This is a genomic window from Kaistella palustris DSM 21579 (genome assembly GCF_000422265.1).
Classification (GTDB): Bacteria; Bacteroidota; Bacteroidia; order Flavobacteriales; family Weeksellaceae; genus Kaistella; species Kaistella palustris.
In genome coordinates, this window is the sequence record NZ_AULL01000016.1 from 232,248 (window position 1) to 250,919 (window position 18,672).

An 18,672-nucleotide genomic window follows, 5' to 3' on the forward strand; every position below is an offset into this window, starting at 1 on the left:
CCTTTACTTTCTGTATTTTTACTTCATGGTTTCGGCGCAGGATTTTCAACAGCTCAAGAGGCAGACCTTAACACATTTTTGGGGTCACTCACAGTTCCGTGCACAGCAGGAGGAGATCATTGATTCGGTGATCTCGGGCAAGGATACGCTTGTACTTTTGCCTACGGGCGGCGGAAAATCGCTGTGCTATCAGTTGCCGGCACTTATCCTGGAGGGAACCTGTCTGGTTATTTCGCCTCTTTTAGCCTTAATGAAAGATCAGGTTTTCCATTTAAAAAGTAAAGGAATTGAAGCCGAATACTTATCCTCCGAACTTGATGACTTCGATGCAGAAACGATCTTCAATACCTGTAAAAACGGTATTACTAAAATTTTGTACGTATCCCCGGAGCGACTTACAAACAGAGTGTTTCTACAGAATATAGAGGAAATTCAAATATCATTTATTGCGGTTGATGAAGCGCACTGTATTTCCGAATGGGGCCAGGATTTCCGGCCGAGTTATCAGAATATCAAGGATTTCCGGGCCGGCCTTAAAGATATTGCGGTGCTCGCGCTTACTGCGACTGCCACACCGAAAGTGCTGCAGGAAATAAAAAATAAAATAAACTTACAGAACAGCGCGGTCTTTCAGCAAAGTTTCCGCAGAACTAATATTAAAATTGTCTCCGACCGGATTTCAGATAAATACCAGCGCGTACTGGATCTTCTTAAGTACAATAATTCGGCAGGGATTATTTACGTGCGCAGCCGCAAAGAAACCGAAGAGTTAACCAAATACCTCCAGCGGAATAATATTCAAAATGTCGATTTTTTTCATGCAGGTTTGAGTTTAAAGGAGAAAAATGCCAAGCAGGATTTATGGATCCGAAGCCGTAACCATGTGCTTATTTCCACCAATGCCTTCGGTATGGGGATTGATAAGGATCAGGTCCGTTTTGTTCTGCATTTCTCACCGCCACAGTCACTGGAGAATTACTATCAGGAAATTGGCCGCGCCGGCCGGGATGGTGAGCAATCTTATGCATTTTTGCTTTGGAACGAACAGGAACTCAAGAATTTTGATCAGATTCTGATGAATCAGATCCCGTCGAGAGTAGAATTTAAAAATATCGTCTCGTACATTTATTCCACTTTTCAGATCGCTGAAAATGATCTCCCGGAAAATATTTTCCAGCTCCATATCCAGCGGATCCAGCAGGCAACAAAAACCTCGCTTGCGAAGATCAGAAATGTACTGAACTTTCTGCATAACCAGGAACTTATATTTTACAGAGCAAACAAGTCGCTGTCTTCTCTTGAACTGAAAATTTCTGCGGATGACCTCGACATTCTTCCTAAAAGCGATGCATATTTTCTGGAATTGATGTTGCGGAATTTTTCGGGGCTTACCACACACAAGATCATGTTCAGTGAGCAGAACTTTAGCACAAAAATTAGTTCTGAACCCCATCTTGTCCGCGAGCGGATCAAAGATATGCAGAGGAAAGGTTATGTAGATTATATCGATGGAGCACTGTCGGGCATTAAATTTTTAAAACATAGGGATGACCGCAGCATGCAGGGAAAATACTGGCATCTATTTGAACAGATTCAAAAAAATAAAATTCAGAAGTGGGAGGAAATGAAGTTCTTTGTGCAGGATTCAGATTACTGTAAAATGAAACTGATACTATCTTATTTCGGTGAGAAAAATGTAAAGAACTGCGGTAAATGTTCGGTTTGTGTACAACAGAAGGAGGGCGTTTTCGGACGGAATATATCCGGAGAGATATTGAGCATTCTAAAACAGAATCCCGCCAACGTAGAGGAAATTGCCATTCGCCTTCATTATTATGAAAAAGAAAATATACTTGAAAACCTTATTCAGCTTCTCGATTCCGGGGAGGTGAAAATGCTGAATTTCCGTACCTATATCGCAACCTGATAAAAATTTTGCCTTAAATCAAAACAAAAATGTGCTTCTTGCTGCACAACCTTACATTCCAGAAAAATGAAATCATTGAACATAGTATTCTTCGGGACGCCTGAATTTGCAAAAACCTGTCTCGAAGCCATTCATAATTCCCACCATACAGTTGCAGGCGTAGTAACCGTAGCAGACAAAGCCAGTGGGCGCGGACAGAAGATAAACACTTCGGCGGTAAAAGATTATGCGGTGGAGCAGCAGTTACCTGTTTTTCAACCTGAAAAATTAAAGGATCCGGCTTTTCTGGAGGATATCAGAAAACTCAACGCGGATGTTTTTGTGGTCGTCGCTTTCCGAATGATGCCAAAAGTTTTATTTGAAATGCCGCCGCTCGGAACATTTAATCTGCACGCCTCGCTCCTGCCGGATTATCGCGGTGCGGCACCGATCAATTACGCCATCATTAACGGAGAGAAAACCACAGGCGCAACCACTTTCTTTATTAATGAAAAGATTGATGAAGGTAATATTTTACTGCAGCAGGAACTCGACATCTTTCCCCACGAAAATGCAGGTTCCCTCCACGACAGACTGATGGAAATGGGCGCCGGACTTGTGGTAAAAACCCTGGACGGTCTTGCTGAAAATACGATTCACGAAAAACCGCAACCACAAGTGGAACATCCCAAAAATGCTTTTAAAATCTTTAAAGAAGATACGCGGATCAACTGGGATCAAAGTTCAGAAACCGTTCATAATTTTATTCGGGGCATGTCACCGTATCCCGCAGCTTTCACCACTCTTAAAATTGGCGATGAAGAGAAATTCCTGAAAATCTACAAAGGAAATATTCAGCTTTCGGAGGAGCGTAAAAAGCCCGGAACATTAGAAATCGGTAAACATTGCTTCCAGATTTCCACTTCAGATGGTCTGTACCTGCCTGAAGAAGTGCAGCTCGAAGGAAAAAAAAGAATGTCGGTCAAAGATTTTCTAAATGGGTTTCAGCATTTCGACCACATTTCGCTTGCTTAGATTAGTTTCTGTTCTTGATTAAAATCCAGCCTTTGTAGGAAACCGGCAAATTGGTATCGGGCTCAGTCCAGTTCAGTATATACCAATATGTTCCCGTTGGCAGCGGTCTTCCGTTCATTTTTCCGTCAAAAGTGTAAGGAGTTTTCTGCGATATAAAAACCTGATTTCCAAAACGGTCAAAAATCTCGATCTTCACGTCTTTTTTAATGTTGAGATCGGAGTAATCCAAAACTTCATTTTTGCCGTCAGCGTTTGGTGTAATGACATTAATCAAATTGAGGATAAGAAGCTCCTTCGTTACTGTTTCGCAGTTTTGCGCGTCAGTGACCGAAACGGTATGTTTGCCGCGAGGTACATTTTGAAAAACATTGGTGCCGGTAAGAACTTCGCTGTTCCACGAATTGGTGATCCGGTAAGGCGGCTCGCCACCTGCAACATTCACTGTAACTGTATTTCCGGTAACGTCGATATTTGTAATTTGGGGTAAAGTCGCGGCAGAGATCGTAACATCCTGTTCCAGCGAACAGCCATTAGCTGAGGTAAGCTGCACTTTGTATTTACCTGTTGAGATGCCGCTGATCATATTATTGGTAGGTCCTTCCACTATCACATCACCATTTTCACGCATCCATTTGTAATAGATAAATGTAGTTTCCGCTTTTAAAGTAGTTGTCGCGTTGGGACAGATGGCTTGGTCACTTAAAAGGAGTGACTTTTTAGGCGTTAATAAATGTACACTTTCAATTTCCGGCGGGCAGGAACCGCTCCTTACCCAGATATAAACTTCGGTATCAGAAGAATAGGTAAATGGTTCGGAAAGAAAATTTGAATTTCCGGCGAGTGCATCGTTTTCATACTGATAATATCTTACCTGAAAATAATCTTTATAATTGGAAATAATTTGAGACTTTAAATCCTGAAGATTAAGTGATATGGGATTTCCCTCGTTGTAATTACAAAAATATGGATTTGGGGAAAACAGAGGTATTGCGCCATACTCAACTGTGATGGAGCCTTTCAGCTGGCAGCCGCCCACATCCAAAGTTACTTCATAAACTCCTTCCTGATCAACCGTGTATTTAGGATTATTATCTGTGCCGGGAATCGGATTTCCATTTCTGAACCATCTGTAATCAGTTCCACCTGTCGTGGTGGCATCGAGTGTTTTCGTGGCGCCTTCGCACAGCGAGGTGTTTGCGCCCAGCAAAAGATCAGGACCCAGATCTTTTTTACCGACGAAACTTCCGGCTTTTAAGAATACGGCGGAATCGTGGGAGTAATTGGTGTTGTCGGCAATCACCAGTTTGATATGATATTTTTGGCCCGGGATAATGTTGGTTCTGGCGGTAAGCACTTTTGTCTGGCCATCAAAGTTGGTGGGTGAATCCTGACGGGAGGAGTAAGGCGGATAGTTATATCTGTCAAAATATTCGGGATTTCTGGCCGAGCAGGGACCTTCTCCGCGAACCGTTGTTGATGAAACAGGTGTATTCGTACCCGGAACTAGTGCAATATTATGATAATAAGTCTCACCGACCTCTTTGATAAGAAATGCAAATGAATCGGAATAATTACAACCACTGCTCTGATATTCTTCCGATAAAAACATGTAGTCGAAACTTATTCCCGTCGTATTATAAGCGATAAAATCAAACTCCAGGGAAGTTGCGTTTACAAAGCTGCCGACGGAAGCTCCAAAAGCGTCGGCTAAATCGGTGTCCCCGGGCCAGTCCGCAACCCCATCCATCAAAGTTGTCGTATTTGGACCGGATGCATGGTTTGCGCCGCCGGTACTCAAGATTATCCCTTTTTCTATAGCAAAAGGTAAACTGCCTTTTTCGAAATAACCGTAGCTAAAAGGTTTATAATTGTCATAATCTGACCAGTTTTTCGCTGTTATATTAGAGACCGTAATACAGCTGGCATTATTAGAACCGATAAACACATCTCTTACAAGTTCGTCGGGAGTTTTTGAAGTTACCGTAATATATTGTTGCGAATATCCGGCAATAAAAAACAAGGCAAAAACTAAGGAAAGTAAATTTTTCAATTATATAAAAATTAGGACTGCAAAATTACTCCTATTTAAACGAAAAAATCCCTTTCCAATAAGAAAGAGATTTTAAATATACTTTCAGAAATATTTCTGTTACGAAAGACTTACTCTTACAAAACCTACAACCTTTAAATCTGAATTCACGGATTTTACGTAGTCTGCTACGGAAACACCGGAATCCTTAATGAAAGCCTGGTGTACCAAAGTATTGTCTTTGTAGAATTTCTGCATTTTACCTTTCAGGATATTATCGATGATGTTTGCAGGTTTTCCTTCTTTAGTTAAAAGTTCTCTTTCGATATCGAGTTCTTTGTCGATCGTTTCCTGAGAAACCATAGTTTCATCCAAAGCGATTGGGTTCATTGCAGCAACCTGCATGGCTACAGCTTTTGCAGCTTCTGCAGCTCCTTCGGCCTTACCGGAAAGCGATGCGATTGCAGCGATCTTGTTTCCTGCGTGGATGTAAGCTCCAAGGAAAGGACCTTCAATTCTTTCGAAAGAACCGATCTCGATTTTTTCACCGATCACACCGGTCTGCTCGATCAGTTTGTCGGCTACAGTCATTCCGTGGAAATCTGACGCTAAAAATTCTTCTTTATTTGCATAAAATACAGCCTGCTCCGCAAGTTCGTGCGCCAGTTCTACGAAATTATCATTCTTACCTACGAAATCAGTCTCGCAGTTCAGCGCGATAACCGCACCCAGCGTGTTGTCTTCGTTCACTTTGGCAATTACTGCACCTTCAGATGAATCTCTGTCGGCTCTGTTTGCTGCAACTTTCTGACCTTTTTTTCTGAGGTTTTCAATTGCTTTATCGAAATCGCCTTCAGCTTCGATCAAGGCTTTTTTGCAGTCCATCATTCCTGCTCCTGTAATGTTTCTTAATTTAGCTACATCTGCAGCAACCACTGTATACATATATTTATTTTTATAATTAAAATTGAATAATTTAGCTTTTTTCGGCCGTGCAAAGATAATAAATTCCATACAAACTAAAAAGCAGATTTATACGTTATTACTAAAATTTCAACTTTAAAAATCACCCTTTTCATGAGAAGATTTTTCTATTTTTTTCCTCTTTTTTTATCGGTATATTCTTTTGCACAATCTAAATATTCTGCTGCACAGGTGGAGAACAGCAGCGATCCACAGGTTATTGCAAATTTCATAAAATATAATCCGAACCACCCGAAAACTCCCGAATTCCGCCGCAAACTTTTCGCGGTGATCAATGGTGATAAAACAAAAGCGCAACAGGCAAAAGTGGCAAAACCCACGGTAAAACCGCTCAGCACGTCAAAACTGCAGACCTCCATTAAAAGGGATGTCGCCAAAGACGGCTCCAACGATAAACATAAGCGAACTGCCGATCTGCTGAACCATCTGTTCAACAGCGATCCCTCCAGTACAACAGCTTATGTGCAGATCGTAAACAAATCGAAGTGCAATCTGATCGTAAAGATCAGCGGAAAAAAATATTATAATCTGGATGTGCCCGCAAACAATCAGAATTTTGTGCTTCTGGATAAGGGAACCTATACTTTAACCACCTCGGTTTGCGATGCCAAATACACCTCGAGGAAAAATATTTCGAAGGATATTGTGGTGACGCTGAACGCTCCTAAATAATTTTTTTTATCTTTTTCCAAAGAGATGAAAGTCCTTAGTCAGTTCAAGATATTCGTCCGAATACCGTCGTGCTGACTTTTCGATCGTAAATTCTGCTTCATTACATGGACCGGGTTTTTTGCTGAATTCCAGGATCCACCGTTTTGGTTTGGAATCTTTCAGTCCGGATATTTTTATTTTTCTAAAGGCGTGCAGTCCATTTTCAACACATAGTTTTTCAAATTCCAGTCCTGCTTCAAAGGGTATAATTACAGAAAATCGGCCGTCACTCTTTAAAAGTGTGGCAGTTTTTTTAATTAAAGTATTAAACGAAAGTTGTGTCTGCTGTCGTGCAGTGATATCTTTTATTGAAGAATTCTGCTCAAAATAGGGCGGATTTGAAATAATGTGACTGAATTCTTCTACGGTTTCGAAGTCCCTGTAATCGACGGTTTGCGCAGACAACCTGGCAGTGAACGGTGAATTCTTAAAATTTTCGGCCGCCAGGCTTACGGCGTTATTATCAATATCCAAAGCTACTATTTTAGCGCTCCCGTTTCGCTGCGCCACCATCAGCGAGATTAAGCCAGTACCTGTCCCGACTTCCAGAATGGTTGGGGCATTTTCTACGCTGGCCATCGCACCGAGTAAAACCCCGTCGGTACCCACGCGGAAAACGTTTTGATTTTGTTGAAGACTGAATTGCTGAAAATGAAAAGGTTTCATTAATGATACTTTGCCAAAGAATTCTGTATTCTTATTTAATGAATTGCTTGCCGCTCTAAAGATTTGAAGGTAAAGAAATCCTGAAAGTTGTGCCTTTTCCCACTTCAGATTCCACCGAAATTTCACCCTTGTAATCTTCAACCATTTTGCGGACCATGGTAAGACCCAGCCCGGTGCCACTGGATTTAGAGGTGAAATTGGGTTCGAAGATCCGGTCGTACAGCTCCTGCGAAATTCCGATCCCGTTGTCGTGGACTGTGATGAGAATGCGTTTGTGGCGTTGTTCTACATCTACGTTTACTACACTTTCGCGAGTTTCGTCACGTGCTTGGCGCGCATTTGATACCAGATTTGTAATAATTCTCGAGAGGTAGATCTTGTCCATATCGATCATTATATTGTCCTGGTTCGCGTGAAAATAGATTTTCTCGTCGCTGAATACATTGATGATGTTTTTGATCTCACGGTTCAGATCGAAAATTTCATTGTGCTTTTCGGGAAGTTGCGCGAACTGTGAGAAAGCGGTGGCCACTGTAGCTACAAGGTCGATCTGATCTACGATCGTTTTGCTCATGTGTTTTACCTTATCATGAATTTTGGGGTCCGCCGGGTCAAATTTCCTTTCGAAATTCTGAATGGTGAGTTTCATCGGAGTAAGCGGATTTTTCACTTCGTGCGCGACCTGTTTTGCCATCTCGCGCCAGGCTTCTTCTTTTTCCTTAAAACTCAGCCGTTCTTTCTGCTCTTTGATCTGCAAAATCATTTTGTTGTAAGCCTTTACAAGCTGGTTTAATTCGTCATTCTGATAATACCTGATCGGCTGCGGTTCATTTTCAAAAAGTGTGATCCTGTTTACAAGTTCCGAGAATTTCGACACTGCTTTTGTAAGATTGTTGGAGATGATCCAGCTCATGAAAATCGCGATGGCGATAATTGCGAGATTCACTAATACAATATAATTCACATACTTATCAAAAACATTAAAATAAGAGGAATCGTTGTGGTAGAAGGGAAAATAGACAATTGCGATGGGTTCCAGCATATTGTTTTTCAAAAGCATATAAGAGGAAGTTACATTGGCGTCTGTCTTCTTGTCATAACTTTGAAAATCAACGCGGCCTACATTTTTTAAAACCCGGTTTACAATGTCGAGCTCGATTTTTTTGTTTGGAATGAGGTGAATGTCTTTGTTGGAGATCAGTAGGTTACCTTTCAGGTCATAAATCATGATATCCTGATTATTAATGTCGGCAATTTCGAAGATATCGTTGGATAAAACGTCGGGAAGATCGGCGGTCTGAACCTGGCGGTGACTTACTGCATAATCCAGCGCAGACATAAGCGCATCTGACTTTTTCTGCAGATCGGTGCGGCTCTGCTCTATAGCATTGCTCTTTAAAACAAAATAAGAAAGCACGGTTGAACCCAAAATACTCAGCAGACAGATGAGCAGAAAACCACCGAAAACCTTGTTCCGCAGACTGTAACCTTTGTATTTAGAGAATGGCATTTTTTGTCATAAGTTTCGTTACATACTTTCCGATAATATCAAACTCCAAATTGACAATATCACCACTCTGAAGATTTTTCATATTGGTAAACTCCCAGGTATAAGGTATGATAGCCACTTTAAATTCACCTTCGCCACTTTCGGCTACTGTGAGGCTGATTCCGTTGACCGTGATCGAGCCCTGGGGTACGGTTATAAACCCTCCATCCTCGGAATGCCGGATCGTGATTTGGTAGCTTCCGTCCTTATCTTCAATATTTTCTACAGTTCCTGTCTGGTCTACATGTCCCTGCACCAGGTGTCCGTCGAGCCGTCCATCGAACTTCAGACAGCGTTCGAGATTTACTTGGGTACCCTCTTTCCACTGTCCAAGATTGGTTTTTTCGAGTGATTCCTGGATCGCAGTAACACTGTATTTGTCATCTGTAATCTCAACTACCGTAAGGCAGCAGCCGTTGTGCGCCAGGCTTTGATCAATTTTTAATTCTTGGGTGAAAGGGCAGGACAGAATAAACTCTACATTGGTGCCTTTTGGTGTAATTTGTTCCACGATTCCTGTGGCTTCAACAATTCCTGTAAACATATATTTTTTTTCTTAAGAAAGCGCTAAAATCAGGAGGTCTGAGTTTCCGCTGTTTTAAATAAATCGGGATAGTTCGTCCTAATTTATTAAATTTGTGAAATTCTATTAATATCCAAAGATAACAAAAATGGGTCCGAAACATCAGAAAATAAAAGTAGGCATATCAATAGGTGATTTTAATGGCATTGGTCCGGAAATCATTATGAAATCTTTGAACGATAAAGCGATTACCGAATTTTTCACACCGGTTATTTTTGGTTCCGGAAAACTGTTTACCTATCAGAAGAATATTTTCAAATTTCAGCATACCTTTAATTATATTACCGAAGTTGGTCAGGTCCAGAATGACAAGATCAATATGGTTAACCTTTGGAAAGACAATGTAAATGTTAACCTGGGAACGCCAACTGAAGAATCAACGCGTATGGCAATCGACTCTCTTGAAGCAGCTTCTACAGCACTTATGAACGGTGAGATTGATGTGTTGGTTACCGCACCCATTAATAAAGATGAAATGTTGAAGCAGGGTTTTGCCCACGCAGGTCATACCGGTTATCTCGAAGAAAAGTTCGGGAAAAAAGGACTGATGTTCCTGGTTACCGATGATTTGAAAGTGGCTGTGTCGACACACCATATCCCTGTTTCTCAGGTTGCAGAAAGCATTTCAAAAGAGAAGATTAAAAAACAGATCAAGCTCCTGAACCAGTGTCTTACCGAAGATTTTCAGATCGAAAGGCCAAAAATTGCTGTACTCGGACTTAATCCGCATGCCGGCGATGGTGGCGCAATCGGCAGGGAAGAGATTGAAATTATTCAGCCTGTGATCCGCGAACTATTCGATAATGGTGTTTTGGCGTTCGGCCCTTTTCCGGCAGACAGTTTTTTTCAGCCCGCAAATTACAGAAAATACGATGCGGTTTTAGCCATGTATCACGATCAGGGTTTGGCACCGTTTAAAACACTGGCTTACGAAGACGGTGTAAATTATACCGCCGGTCTTCCCTTTGTGAGGACCTCACCCGATCACGGTGTGGCTTACGATATTGCCGGACAAAATATTGCAGATGAGCACAGTTTTACAGAAGCGATTTTTACTGCAATCAAAATATTTAAGAACCGGCAGGAATATAATGATCTGATGACAAACAGGCTTCAGCCACGCAGAAGCCCCGTGAACAGTGGTGTTGATGAGGACCTGCCACGCGACCAAAATCATTAAACCGGGATAAATTTGAAATGTCGGGGATTTGTTTTCAGAATTATTTGTAATATTAAAAAAATTGCATATTTTTGCACACTCAATTTATGGACAGGAGAAAAAACTACGAAGTTGTTTTTTCCGGACTGAAAAACGGAAAACATAATTTCCAATTTGAGATAGATAAGACGTTCTTTGCGCTTTTCGATACGGAACAGGAATTTTCGGAACCTGAACTGGTGGCAGATGTGTTAATGGAAAAACACGCCACATTTCTGGAGTTCTGGATTACAACAGCAGGTTCGGTAAGATTGGTTTGTGATATTTCAAACGAATACTTCCGTTACCCGTTACAAAATGAGATCAGAGTTCTGGTAAAATTCGGAGAGGAATATGATGACAGCGATATTGATGTAATTACCATTCCTGCTCAGGATCACGCCTTCAACATTGTTCAGCTCATATATGAAGATGTGGTGCTTGCGATACCTATGAAAAAAGTTTCGCCGGACCTGTCGGAAGAAGACCTGGAAATACTGAACAGATTCAGTCCCGTAGAAGAAGAGGAAGAAAAACCCGTAATTGACCCGCGGTGGGAAGCACTGCAGAAATTGAAAGATAAAAATTAAAATAGTTTAAAATGATGAGTATTGAGCAATCAATTCCTCATCGCTCATCAACAAAATTATAAGAAAATGGCACATCCAAAAAGAAGACAATCCAGTACAAGAAGAGATAAGAGAAGAACGCATTACAAAGCTGAGGTTCCTCAGTTGGCCAAAGATGCAACTTCCGGAGAAATGCACCTTTACCACAGAGCACACTGGCACGAAGGTAAACTGTATTACCGCGGTAAAGTGGTAATGGAAAAAGCCGTAGAAACTACAGACGAAGATTAAGCGATAAAGCAAGGTTTTCACTTAAATTTATACAAAAACCACTCGATTTTTTGATTTCGGGTGGTTTTTTGTTGTTTTTATGTATCTTTGGCATAATAAATAAATATTATTTTTATGGACATTAAAGACATACAGAATCTCATTAAATTTGTGTCTAAAGCTGAGGTTTCCGAGGTAAAGTACAAAACAAAAGATTTCGAAATCACCATTAAAACCCCGCTTGGGGGAAATGAGGTAACTTACATGCAGCAGCCACCAGTTTATCATACAGGTGCGCAGCAGATCTCCGCACCGCAGCCACAGGCCGCAGCCCCGGCAACTCCAAATGCAGCCGAAGAACCGGTAGCCGACGAAAGTAAACTGGTGACCATAAAATCCCCAATGATCGGAACTTTCTACAGAAAACCATCACCGGATAAAGATGTATTTGTAAATGTAGGCGACGAAGTATCCGTGGGTAAAGTAGTCTGTGTGATCGAAGCTATGAAACTCTTCAACCAGATCGAATCCGAAGTTTCCGGTAAAATTGTGAAAATTCTTGTGGATGATACCACTCCGGTAGAATATGATCAGCCATTATTCCTTGTAGATCCTTCTTAATATAATTTTAAATGATAGATTATAAATTTTAGATGACCTTTCTAAAATAATTTAAAATTCAAAATTTAAAATTCAAAATTTCTTAGATGTTTAAAAAAATATTAATAGCCAATCGCGGCGAAATTGCGATGCGCATCCTGCGTACCTGCAAAGAGATGGGGATCAAAACAGTCGCTGTGTATTCAACCGCCGACAAGGACAGTCTGCATGTGCGGTTTGCAGATGAAGCAGTTTGTATCGGTCCTGCGGCGAGTAAAGATTCTTATTTAAAAATTTCAAATATCATTGCAGCTGCCGAGATCACCAATGCAGATGCGATACATCCGGGTTATGGATTCCTATCGGAGAATTCCAATTTCTCCAGAATCTGTCAGGAAAACGGCATCAAGTTCATAGGTGCAACTCCCGATAATATCGACAGAATGGGCGATAAGGCCAACGCCAAAGCAACCATGAAAGAAGCCGGTGTTCCATGCGTTCCCGGTTCAGAAGGTCTTATTGACAGCTACGAAACTGCCGCAGTTTTAGCAGAAGAAATCGGTTATCCTGTGATGATTAAAGCAACTGCCGGTGGTGGCGGAAAAGGTATGCGTGCTGTTTTCCGTGCCGAGGATCTGCACGATCACTGGGACTCGGCCGTTCAGGAAGCGACTGCTGCCTTCGGAAATGGCGGTATGTACATGGAAAAACTGATTGTAGAACCACGCCATATAGAAATTCAGATCGCCGGTGACCAGTATGGCAAGGCGTGTCACCTATCCGAAAGAGATTGCTCCATCCAGCGCAGAAATCAAAAGCTGACCGAAGAAACGCCTTCGCCATTCATGACCGATGAACTTCGCGAAAGAATGGGCGCCGCTGCCGTAAAAGCTGCAGAATATATCGGTTATGAAGGTGTAGGAACCATCGAATTTCTCGTCGACAAAGACAGGAATTTCTATTTTATGGAAATGAACACGCGTATTCAGGTAGAACATCCGATTACGGAACAGGTGGTGGATTACGATCTGATTCGTGAGCAGATTCTTTTGGCTTCAGGTTTTTCAATTTCCGGCACCAACTATTTACCTAAGCTTCACAGCATAGAGTGCAGGATCAATGCAGAGGACCCATACAATGAATTCCGCCCGTCACCCGGAAAGATCACCGAACTTAATATTCCCGGTGGTCACGGAATTCGCGTAGACACGCACGTATATTCCGGGTACACGATTCCGTCGAACTACGATTCTATGATCGCAAAACTGATCACTACGGCACAAACGCGGGACGAAGCGATTGCCAAGATGAAGCGTGCGCTCGAGGAGTTTTATATAGAAGGGGTAAAAACAACAATTCCTTTCCACCGCCAGCTGATGGAAAATGAAGATTATATCGCCGGTAACTACACCACAAAATTCATGGAGGATTTCGTGATGGATAAAAATTTCGAAAATTAAGAAATATACTTTTTTATACCTGCTGCCTCAATTTGAGGCAGTTTTTGTTTCCATTAATAATCCTTAAATTTGTAAAAAAGCAAAGATATGTCAGAAGTTACGCAACAGAAAGATTCCCAATATTATATCAACCTCGAAAGCGAATATGGAGCGCATAATTACCATCCGCTGCCTGTGGTTTTAGATAAAGGCGAAGGTGTATTTGTCTGGGATGTTGAGGGTAAGAAATACTATGATTTTTTATCGGCATATTCGGCTGTAAATCAGGGGCATTCACATCCGAAAATTTTGGCAGCCCTGGTGGAGCAGGCAAAAAAACTCGCGCTTACATCGCGTGCATTTTATAACTCCAAATTGGGCGAATATGAGAAGATGATCACTTCACTTTTTAGTTTCGATAAAGTGCTGCCGATGAATTCCGGTGCAGAAGCTGTGGAAACTGCGGTGAAATTAGCGCGGAAATGGAGTTATGAAGTAAAGGGTATCGATGAGAATTCAGCAAAAATCATTGTTTGCGAAAATAACTTCCACGGGAGAACAACCACCATCGTTTCTTTTTCAAATGACCCCGATGCAAGTAAGAATTATGGCCCTTTTACACCAGGATTCATTAAAATCCCATATAACGACCTCGCGGCCTTGGAAGAAACTTTAAAAAATGATGCGGCAAATATTGCGGCCTTTCTGGTAGAGCCTATCCAGGGAGAAGCTGGAGTATATGTTCCGGATGAAGGTTACTTGAAAGGAGCTTTTGAACTTTGCAAACAGCACAATGTTCTTTTTATTGCAGATGAAGTTCAGACCGGGATTGCCCGCACAGGAAAACTCATTGCGTGTGATCATGAAGGCGTACAACCGGATATTCTTGTTTTAGGAAAAGCGATTTCCGGTGGTATGTATCCTGTATCTGCGGTGTTGGCCAATGATGAGATCATGCACGTCATCAAACCTGGACAGCACGGTTCAACTTTTGGAGGAAATCCCGTTGCCTGCGCCGTGGCCATGGCCGCACTAAAAGTTGTGCAGGAAGAAGATCTTGCTGAAAGAGCCGAAAAACTCGGAAAACTGTTCCGCGCCGAAATCGAAAAAGTAATCGCAAAAACTTCGCTCATTACAAAAGTGCGCGGAAAAGGTTTGCTTAACGCAATTTTAATAAATGATACGCCCGAAAGTACCACAGCCTGGGATATTTGCATGAAACTGAAGGAAAACGGTTTACTTGCAAAACCAACACACGGCAACATTATCCGTTTGGCGCCGCCACTGGTAATTACCGAAGCCGAGATCCTGGACTGCGTAGCAATCATTGAAAAGACCGTTTTGGAATTTACGCGTTAATATTTGAAAACCTCACTGCTCATATCGACATACAACTGGCCCGAAGCACTGGATATCTGTTTGAAAAGTGTTATGGAACAGACAGTTCTGCCGGCTGAAATCCTGGTTGCAGATGATGGTTCCGGCGAAAGTACCGCGAAAATAGTAGAGAAATATCAGAAAATTTCTCCCGTTCCACTGCTTCATATCTGGCACGAAGACAATGGATTTGAGCTGGCCAAAATCCGGAATAAGGCTATCGCAAAAGCCAGTGGTGCGTATATTATTCAGATTGATGGTGACTTGATCCTGCATCCTTATTTTATAAAAGATCATATTGATTTTGCGAAGGAAAATTCATTCGTACGTGCAAGCCGCATATATATCGATGAAAAGCTTTCAGCAGAGAAACTGAAAAACTTAGATATATCAGTTAACCCGTTCTCCCGCGGTATTGCCAATTTTTTCAGTTCGTTCCGTATACCTTTCCTTTGGAAAAAGTTCGAATCGAATTATAAGATCAGTGGCGACGAGCGGTGGGAAATTCATGGGTGCAATATGGCCTATTGGCGCAGCGATGCTATTGAAGTTAATGGCTATAACGAAGATTTCAAAGGTTGGGGACCGGAGGATAAGGAATTTGTCGCACGCCTGCTCAATGCCGGAAAAGAAAAGCGGTTCCTGAAACTTGGCGGCTTGGTTTTTCATATTTTTCATCCTGTAAATGCAAAAGAAAATTTGAAAAAGAACGAGGAAATCTTCGCCCTCGCCAAAGAAAACGGCGTAAAGTACTGTGAAAACGGTGTCAGCCAATATTTGTGAAGATGAGAACAGCAATATTAATTTCTACTTATAACTGGCCCAAAGCGTTGGATCTGGTGTTGCAAACAGTTCAGAATCAAACCATAAAACCTGCGGAAATATTAATTGCTGATGACGGTTCCGGCGTAGAAACTAAAATCCTGATTGACCGTTGGGAACTTAAAAGCGGAATTCCCATTAAACATTTTTGGCAGGAAGATCAGGGTTTCCGCAAAACGGTTATTATGAATAAAGCTGTGGCAGGAACATCTGCAGATTATATTATACAGATCGACGGCGATATTCTGCTTCATAAAGATTTTATAAAAGACCATATTTCTGAACGTGAAGAAAAATATTTTCTCAATGGCAGCCGTTCTCTTATTTCAAAAGAACACACTGAAGAAATTATGGCGCACGGCAAACTGAACTTTTTCCGAATTGCGGTTTTGGCAAAAAATAAAATCAATGCCACACGAAATACCGTACTTTCCAGGTTTTTCCGAAAGAATCATTTTAAATCCAGCAATGTGAAAGGCTGTAATTTTTCATTTTGGAGGGAAGATTTTATCGCTGTTAATGGTTACAACAATGAAATGAACGGCTGGGGACACGAGGATATTGAACTGGCTGCACGGCTGAATAATCTGGGAATAAAGCAGCGGCGCTTAAAGATGAAAGCGGTCTGTTTTCATCTTTACCACGATTTTTTTGACCGCAAATCTGAAAACAGGAATTTTCAGATTTATCAGAATGTGGTAAATGGGCAGATTATACGATGCGGAAATGGCTTTCTGGAAAGTAAATAACAGGATTTTTTCAGAACTAATTCATGGAAGGAAACAATTTGGATAAAATTCACCAAATACTTCTCAGGAAAAAAAAGAAGTATAAAATTCTGTCGGTATTTTTCCGAACCAAGGCTCGGATTGTGAAGTTTTTGCCTCTGCAGAATATTCACTTTCCTTTTCTAACGAAAACAATTCTGGCGGATCCCGAAAAGGAATTGCAGATATTTTTGCCGCGTGAGACCGGTGCGCCCGAATATTCTGTAGGAGTAACCCGACCTGCCGTCTGCGCACTTTGCCTCCGAGATGTATTTATTCCAGGGAATTCTTCATTTTTTTTAACAAAGCAGAAAGACACGATTTTCTATGAAGTTTACCCAACAGATCCGCCGGTGAATTTTATTTATAATCATACGAATATATCGTTTCATTCGAATAGTCTGGCGAAAATAACCAATCATCCGACAAAATTTCACCGGTTGGACGCGGTTTATCTGGGCGGAACTTTTTCCTTCAATTACTATCATTTTGTCATCGAGTTATTATCCAAGACACAGTTTATTACCAAAATCCCTGACTACAGGAAACTCACTTTTATATTGGACGAAGACATACAGAAGATTCCAAACTTAAAGACACTTGCCGAATTTTTTCTGAAGGATTTAAAAATCATTTATTTGGAAAAGAATTTCTACCATGGTTTTTTAAAACTTTGGTTTATTACCAGTCCCAATCCTACAGTTCCCAATTTGCAGCAAGGTTTAAGATTTGAGCCCGATTTTACAATGATCGATCCGCAGTCGGTGCAGTATCTGCGCGATGTCTGCCTGCAGAATTACAAAGTTGAGGAGGTGAAGGTCAAGCCGGTTTCCAAAATATTTATCGCCAGAAAATCCGCCCGACGGAAATATAACGAAGAGGAATTACTTTGTATTGCTGTTGATTATGGCTTCCAGGCGGTTTATTTCGAAGACTTAAATATCCATGAACAAATCTTCTTGATGCAGAACGCCGATTTGGTCGTGGGTTCCAGTGGCGCGGCATGGACCAATTTGATCTTTGCGAAACGCGGAGGAAAAGGATTAACGTGGCTGGGTTCAGTCTGGGGAAGTTTTTCCGTATTCTCAACACTTGCAAAATCCGTGGGTTTTGATTTGAAGTATATTCGTTTTGAAAGTAAAAGCGCAGAATTTCATGAGGATTACGAGGTGGATTCAAATGTTTTTAAAGATCACCTGAGCAGTTTATTAAAAACCGGAATCAGCAACTAAACTTTCTATCGATGACGCGACATCCACTTATCAGCCTGATTATCATTACAATGAATCACGAAAAGTTCATTGCGCAGGCCGTTGATTCTGCTCTCGCCCAAACTTATCCCAATTTTGAAATTGTTTTGCTTGATAACAAATCTGATGACAGAACCTTAAGTGTGGCCAAATCTGTTTTGAAGAATTCGGATATTCCGCACAGGATCATTGAAAATACAGAACGTTTTGGCGTGGCAAAAAACCTTAACATTTTGGTGTCGAATGCAGGTGGGGAATACGTCTCAATACTCTCCGGTGATGATTGGCTGGCTGAAGAAAGTCTGACAGAAAAGCTGGAATTTTTAGAAAAAAACAAGCTCGATTTTATTTTAGCTGATGGTTACCGCTACCTTCAGGATGAGAATAAATTGGTAGATGCGTACACCGATAAGCAGAAGAACAGAATTATGCGCACCATTGATAATTTTTTCTATGAAAATGTAACCGGAAACCAACCCTTCAATGTTGGTGTTTTTGTGAAAAGGGAACTTTTGGTAAATTATCCCTTTGATGAAGAAATTCACGCGGAAGACTGGGATATGAATTTGCGCTTGACTTCTTTAGGTTTTAAAGTTGGTTTTTTAAATAAAAAACTTTTTTATTACCGCATCTTATCCGGCAGTCTGTCGAAAAACTGGAAGCTCATGGAAATTTCCTTCAGAAAAATCACTTCCAAATACATGGATGATATCCGGGCTGATAAGAATTTATTAAAAAAGTATAAAATCAATGCGCTTCGGCACAAATACGAGATCCTGTTGGCAGAAACTACCTCAAAAACTGAAAGAAAGACTTTACAGAAATCCTGGAAAACCGAAAAGTATAAAATAAAATATAAGCATCCTGTCCTGTTTTTTAAGCTTTTGCTGCTCAGGTAGTTTATGAAATTTACAAGG

At 41.2% G+C, this 18,672-nt stretch carries 18 protein-coding genes; 13 read left to right on the forward strand and 5 right to left on the reverse strand.

Annotated elements, in window-relative coordinates; genetic code table 11:
- Positions 1-25: 25 nt before the first annotated feature.
- Together H562_RS0106380 and fmt are read left to right on the forward strand one after the other, a co-directional pair.
- Complete coding sequence (locus H562_RS0106380) at positions 26-1,927, forward strand: RecQ family ATP-dependent DNA helicase (protein ID WP_027376737.1); 1,902 nt, start codon at positions 26-28, stop codon at positions 1,925-1,927.
- Positions 1,928-1,993: 66 nt separating this feature from the next.
- Positions 1,994-2,941 (forward strand): methionyl-tRNA formyltransferase, encoded by a 948-nt coding sequence (fmt, locus tag H562_RS0106390; RefSeq protein WP_027376738.1) that lies wholly within the window; start codon positions 1,994-1,996, stop codon positions 2,939-2,941.
- A 1-nt stretch (position 2,942) separates the two neighbouring features.
- Here fmt and H562_RS0106395 read toward each other — a convergent pair whose 3' ends face one another.
- Both H562_RS0106395 and tsf read right to left on the reverse strand, forming a co-directional pair.
- Positions 2,943-4,991 (reverse strand): T9SS C-terminal target domain-containing protein, encoded by a 2,049-nt coding sequence (locus H562_RS0106395; protein WP_027376739.1) that lies wholly within the window; start codon positions 4,989-4,991, stop codon positions 2,943-2,945.
- A gap of 99 nt (positions 4,992-5,090) precedes the next feature.
- Positions 5,091-5,915 carry a translation elongation factor Ts gene (gene tsf / locus H562_RS0106400; protein ID WP_027376740.1) on the reverse strand — a complete coding sequence of 275 codons (825 nt, stop codon included), beginning with the start codon at positions 5,913-5,915 and terminating at the stop codon, positions 5,091-5,093.
- 132 nt (positions 5,916-6,047) lie between these two features.
- On the opposite strand from tsf, the gene H562_RS0106405 reads away from it, so the two are divergent.
- Complete coding sequence (locus tag H562_RS0106405) at positions 6,048-6,626, forward strand: DUF6759 domain-containing protein (protein WP_051190422.1); 579 nt, start codon at positions 6,048-6,050, stop codon at positions 6,624-6,626.
- Between the two features lie 6 nt (positions 6,627-6,632).
- Here the strand turns inward: H562_RS0106405 and H562_RS0106410 are convergent, their stop codons facing one another.
- The 3 genes from H562_RS0106410 to H562_RS0106420 are packed head-to-tail and all read right to left on the reverse strand — an operon-like array spanning position 6,633 to position 9,424.
- Positions 6,633-7,331: a tRNA1(Val) (adenine(37)-N6)-methyltransferase gene (locus H562_RS0106410; RefSeq protein ID WP_027376742.1), complete on the reverse strand. Its 699-nt coding sequence runs from the start codon at positions 7,329-7,331 to the stop codon at positions 6,633-6,635.
- A gap of 55 nt (positions 7,332-7,386) precedes the next feature.
- Complete coding sequence (locus tag H562_RS0106415; RefSeq protein WP_027376743.1) at positions 7,387-8,841, reverse strand: sensor histidine kinase; 1,455 nt, start codon at positions 8,839-8,841, stop codon at positions 7,387-7,389.
- A complete protein-coding gene (locus H562_RS0106420; protein ID WP_027376744.1) occupies positions 8,828-9,424 on the reverse strand; it encodes a riboflavin synthase in 597 nt (198 codons plus the stop codon). The genes H562_RS0106415 and H562_RS0106420 overlap by 14 nt, the downstream gene beginning before the upstream one ends.
- 127 nt (positions 9,425-9,551) lie before the next feature.
- Between H562_RS0106420 and pdxA the strand changes: the two genes are divergently transcribed.
- The 10 genes from pdxA to H562_RS0106470 all read left to right on the forward strand — a co-directional run bounded on the left by pdxA (position 9,552) and on the right by H562_RS0106470 (position 18,654).
- Complete coding sequence (gene pdxA / locus H562_RS0106425; RefSeq protein WP_027376745.1) at positions 9,552-10,643, forward strand: 4-hydroxythreonine-4-phosphate dehydrogenase PdxA; 1,092 nt, start codon at positions 9,552-9,554, stop codon at positions 10,641-10,643.
- A gap of 86 nt (positions 10,644-10,729) precedes the next feature.
- Positions 10,730-11,251 carry a YceD family protein gene (locus H562_RS0106430; RefSeq protein ID WP_027376746.1) on the forward strand — a complete coding sequence of 174 codons (522 nt, stop codon included), beginning with the start codon at positions 10,730-10,732 and terminating at the stop codon, positions 11,249-11,251.
- A gap of 66 nt (positions 11,252-11,317) precedes the next feature.
- Complete coding sequence (gene rpmF / locus H562_RS0106435) at positions 11,318-11,521, forward strand: 50S ribosomal protein L32 (protein WP_027376747.1); 204 nt, start codon at positions 11,318-11,320, stop codon at positions 11,519-11,521.
- Positions 11,522-11,635: 114 nt separating this feature from the next.
- Positions 11,636-12,121 carry an acetyl-CoA carboxylase biotin carboxyl carrier protein gene (gene accB, locus H562_RS0106440; protein WP_027376748.1) on the forward strand — a complete coding sequence of 162 codons (486 nt, stop codon included), beginning with the start codon at positions 11,636-11,638 and terminating at the stop codon, positions 12,119-12,121.
- A gap of 86 nt (positions 12,122-12,207) precedes the next feature.
- Positions 12,208-13,560 (forward strand): acetyl-CoA carboxylase biotin carboxylase subunit, encoded by a 1,353-nt coding sequence (gene accC, locus H562_RS0106445; RefSeq protein ID WP_027376749.1) that lies wholly within the window; start codon positions 12,208-12,210, stop codon positions 13,558-13,560.
- 87 nt (positions 13,561-13,647) lie between these two features.
- Positions 13,648-14,898, forward strand: a complete 1,251-nt coding sequence (gene rocD, locus H562_RS0106450) for an ornithine--oxo-acid transaminase (RefSeq protein ID WP_027376750.1) — start codon at positions 13,648-13,650, stop codon at positions 14,896-14,898.
- A gap of 3 nt (positions 14,899-14,901) precedes the next feature.
- Positions 14,902-15,699 carry a glycosyltransferase family 2 protein gene (locus H562_RS0106455; RefSeq protein ID WP_027376751.1) on the forward strand — a complete coding sequence of 266 codons (798 nt, stop codon included), beginning with the start codon at positions 14,902-14,904 and terminating at the stop codon, positions 15,697-15,699.
- A 2-nt stretch (positions 15,700-15,701) separates the two neighbouring features.
- Positions 15,702-16,487: a glycosyltransferase family 2 protein gene (locus H562_RS0106460; protein ID WP_027376752.1), complete on the forward strand. Its 786-nt coding sequence runs from the start codon at positions 15,702-15,704 to the stop codon at positions 16,485-16,487.
- Between the two features lie 23 nt (positions 16,488-16,510).
- Entirely contained in the window at positions 16,511-17,737 is a 1,227-nt protein-coding gene (locus H562_RS0106465) for a glycosyltransferase family 61 protein (RefSeq protein WP_027376753.1), read from the forward strand.
- Between the two features lie 11 nt (positions 17,738-17,748).
- Complete coding sequence (locus tag H562_RS0106470) at positions 17,749-18,654, forward strand: glycosyltransferase family 2 protein (protein ID WP_027376754.1); 906 nt, start codon at positions 17,749-17,751, stop codon at positions 18,652-18,654.
- The last annotated feature ends 18 nt before the right edge of the window (positions 18,655-18,672 follow it).

Coding starts and splice junctions, on each gene's coding strand:
- fmt (WP_027376738.1), top strand. CDS start 1,994: ATGAAATCATTGAACATAGTATTCTTCGGGACGCCTGAATTTGCAAAA.
- rpmF (WP_027376747.1), top strand. CDS start 11,318: ATGGCACATCCAAAAAGAAGACAATCCAGTACAAGAAGAGATAAGAGA.
- H562_RS0106465 (WP_027376753.1), top strand. CDS start 16,511: ATGGAAGGAAACAATTTGGATAAAATTCACCAAATACTTCTCAGGAAA.
- H562_RS0106470 (WP_027376754.1), top strand. CDS start 17,749: ATGACGCGACATCCACTTATCAGCCTGATTATCATTACAATGAATCAC.
- accB (WP_027376748.1), top strand. CDS start 11,636: ATGGACATTAAAGACATACAGAATCTCATTAAATTTGTGTCTAAAGCT.
- H562_RS0106410 (WP_027376742.1), bottom strand. CDS start 7,331: ATGAAACCTTTTCATTTTCAGCAATTCAGTCTTCAACAAAATCAAAAC.
- H562_RS0106420 (WP_027376744.1), bottom strand. CDS start 9,424: ATGTTTACAGGAATTGTTGAAGCCACAGGAATCGTGGAACAAATTACA.
- tsf (WP_027376740.1), bottom strand. CDS start 5,915: ATGTATACAGTGGTTGCTGCAGATGTAGCTAAATTAAGAAACATTACA.
- H562_RS0106415 (WP_027376743.1), bottom strand. CDS start 8,841: ATGCCATTCTCTAAATACAAAGGTTACAGTCTGCGGAACAAGGTTTTC.
- accC (WP_027376749.1), top strand. CDS start 12,208: ATGTTTAAAAAAATATTAATAGCCAATCGCGGCGAAATTGCGATGCGC.
- H562_RS0106460 (WP_027376752.1), top strand. CDS start 15,702: ATGAGAACAGCAATATTAATTTCTACTTATAACTGGCCCAAAGCGTTG.
- H562_RS0106405 (WP_051190422.1), top strand. CDS start 6,048: ATGAGAAGATTTTTCTATTTTTTTCCTCTTTTTTTATCGGTATATTCT.
- H562_RS0106430 (WP_027376746.1), top strand. CDS start 10,730: ATGGACAGGAGAAAAAACTACGAAGTTGTTTTTTCCGGACTGAAAAAC.
- rocD (WP_027376750.1), top strand. CDS start 13,648: ATGTCAGAAGTTACGCAACAGAAAGATTCCCAATATTATATCAACCTC.
- pdxA (WP_027376745.1), top strand. CDS start 9,552: ATGGGTCCGAAACATCAGAAAATAAAAGTAGGCATATCAATAGGTGAT.
- H562_RS0106380 (WP_027376737.1), top strand. CDS start 26: ATGGTTTCGGCGCAGGATTTTCAACAGCTCAAGAGGCAGACCTTAACA.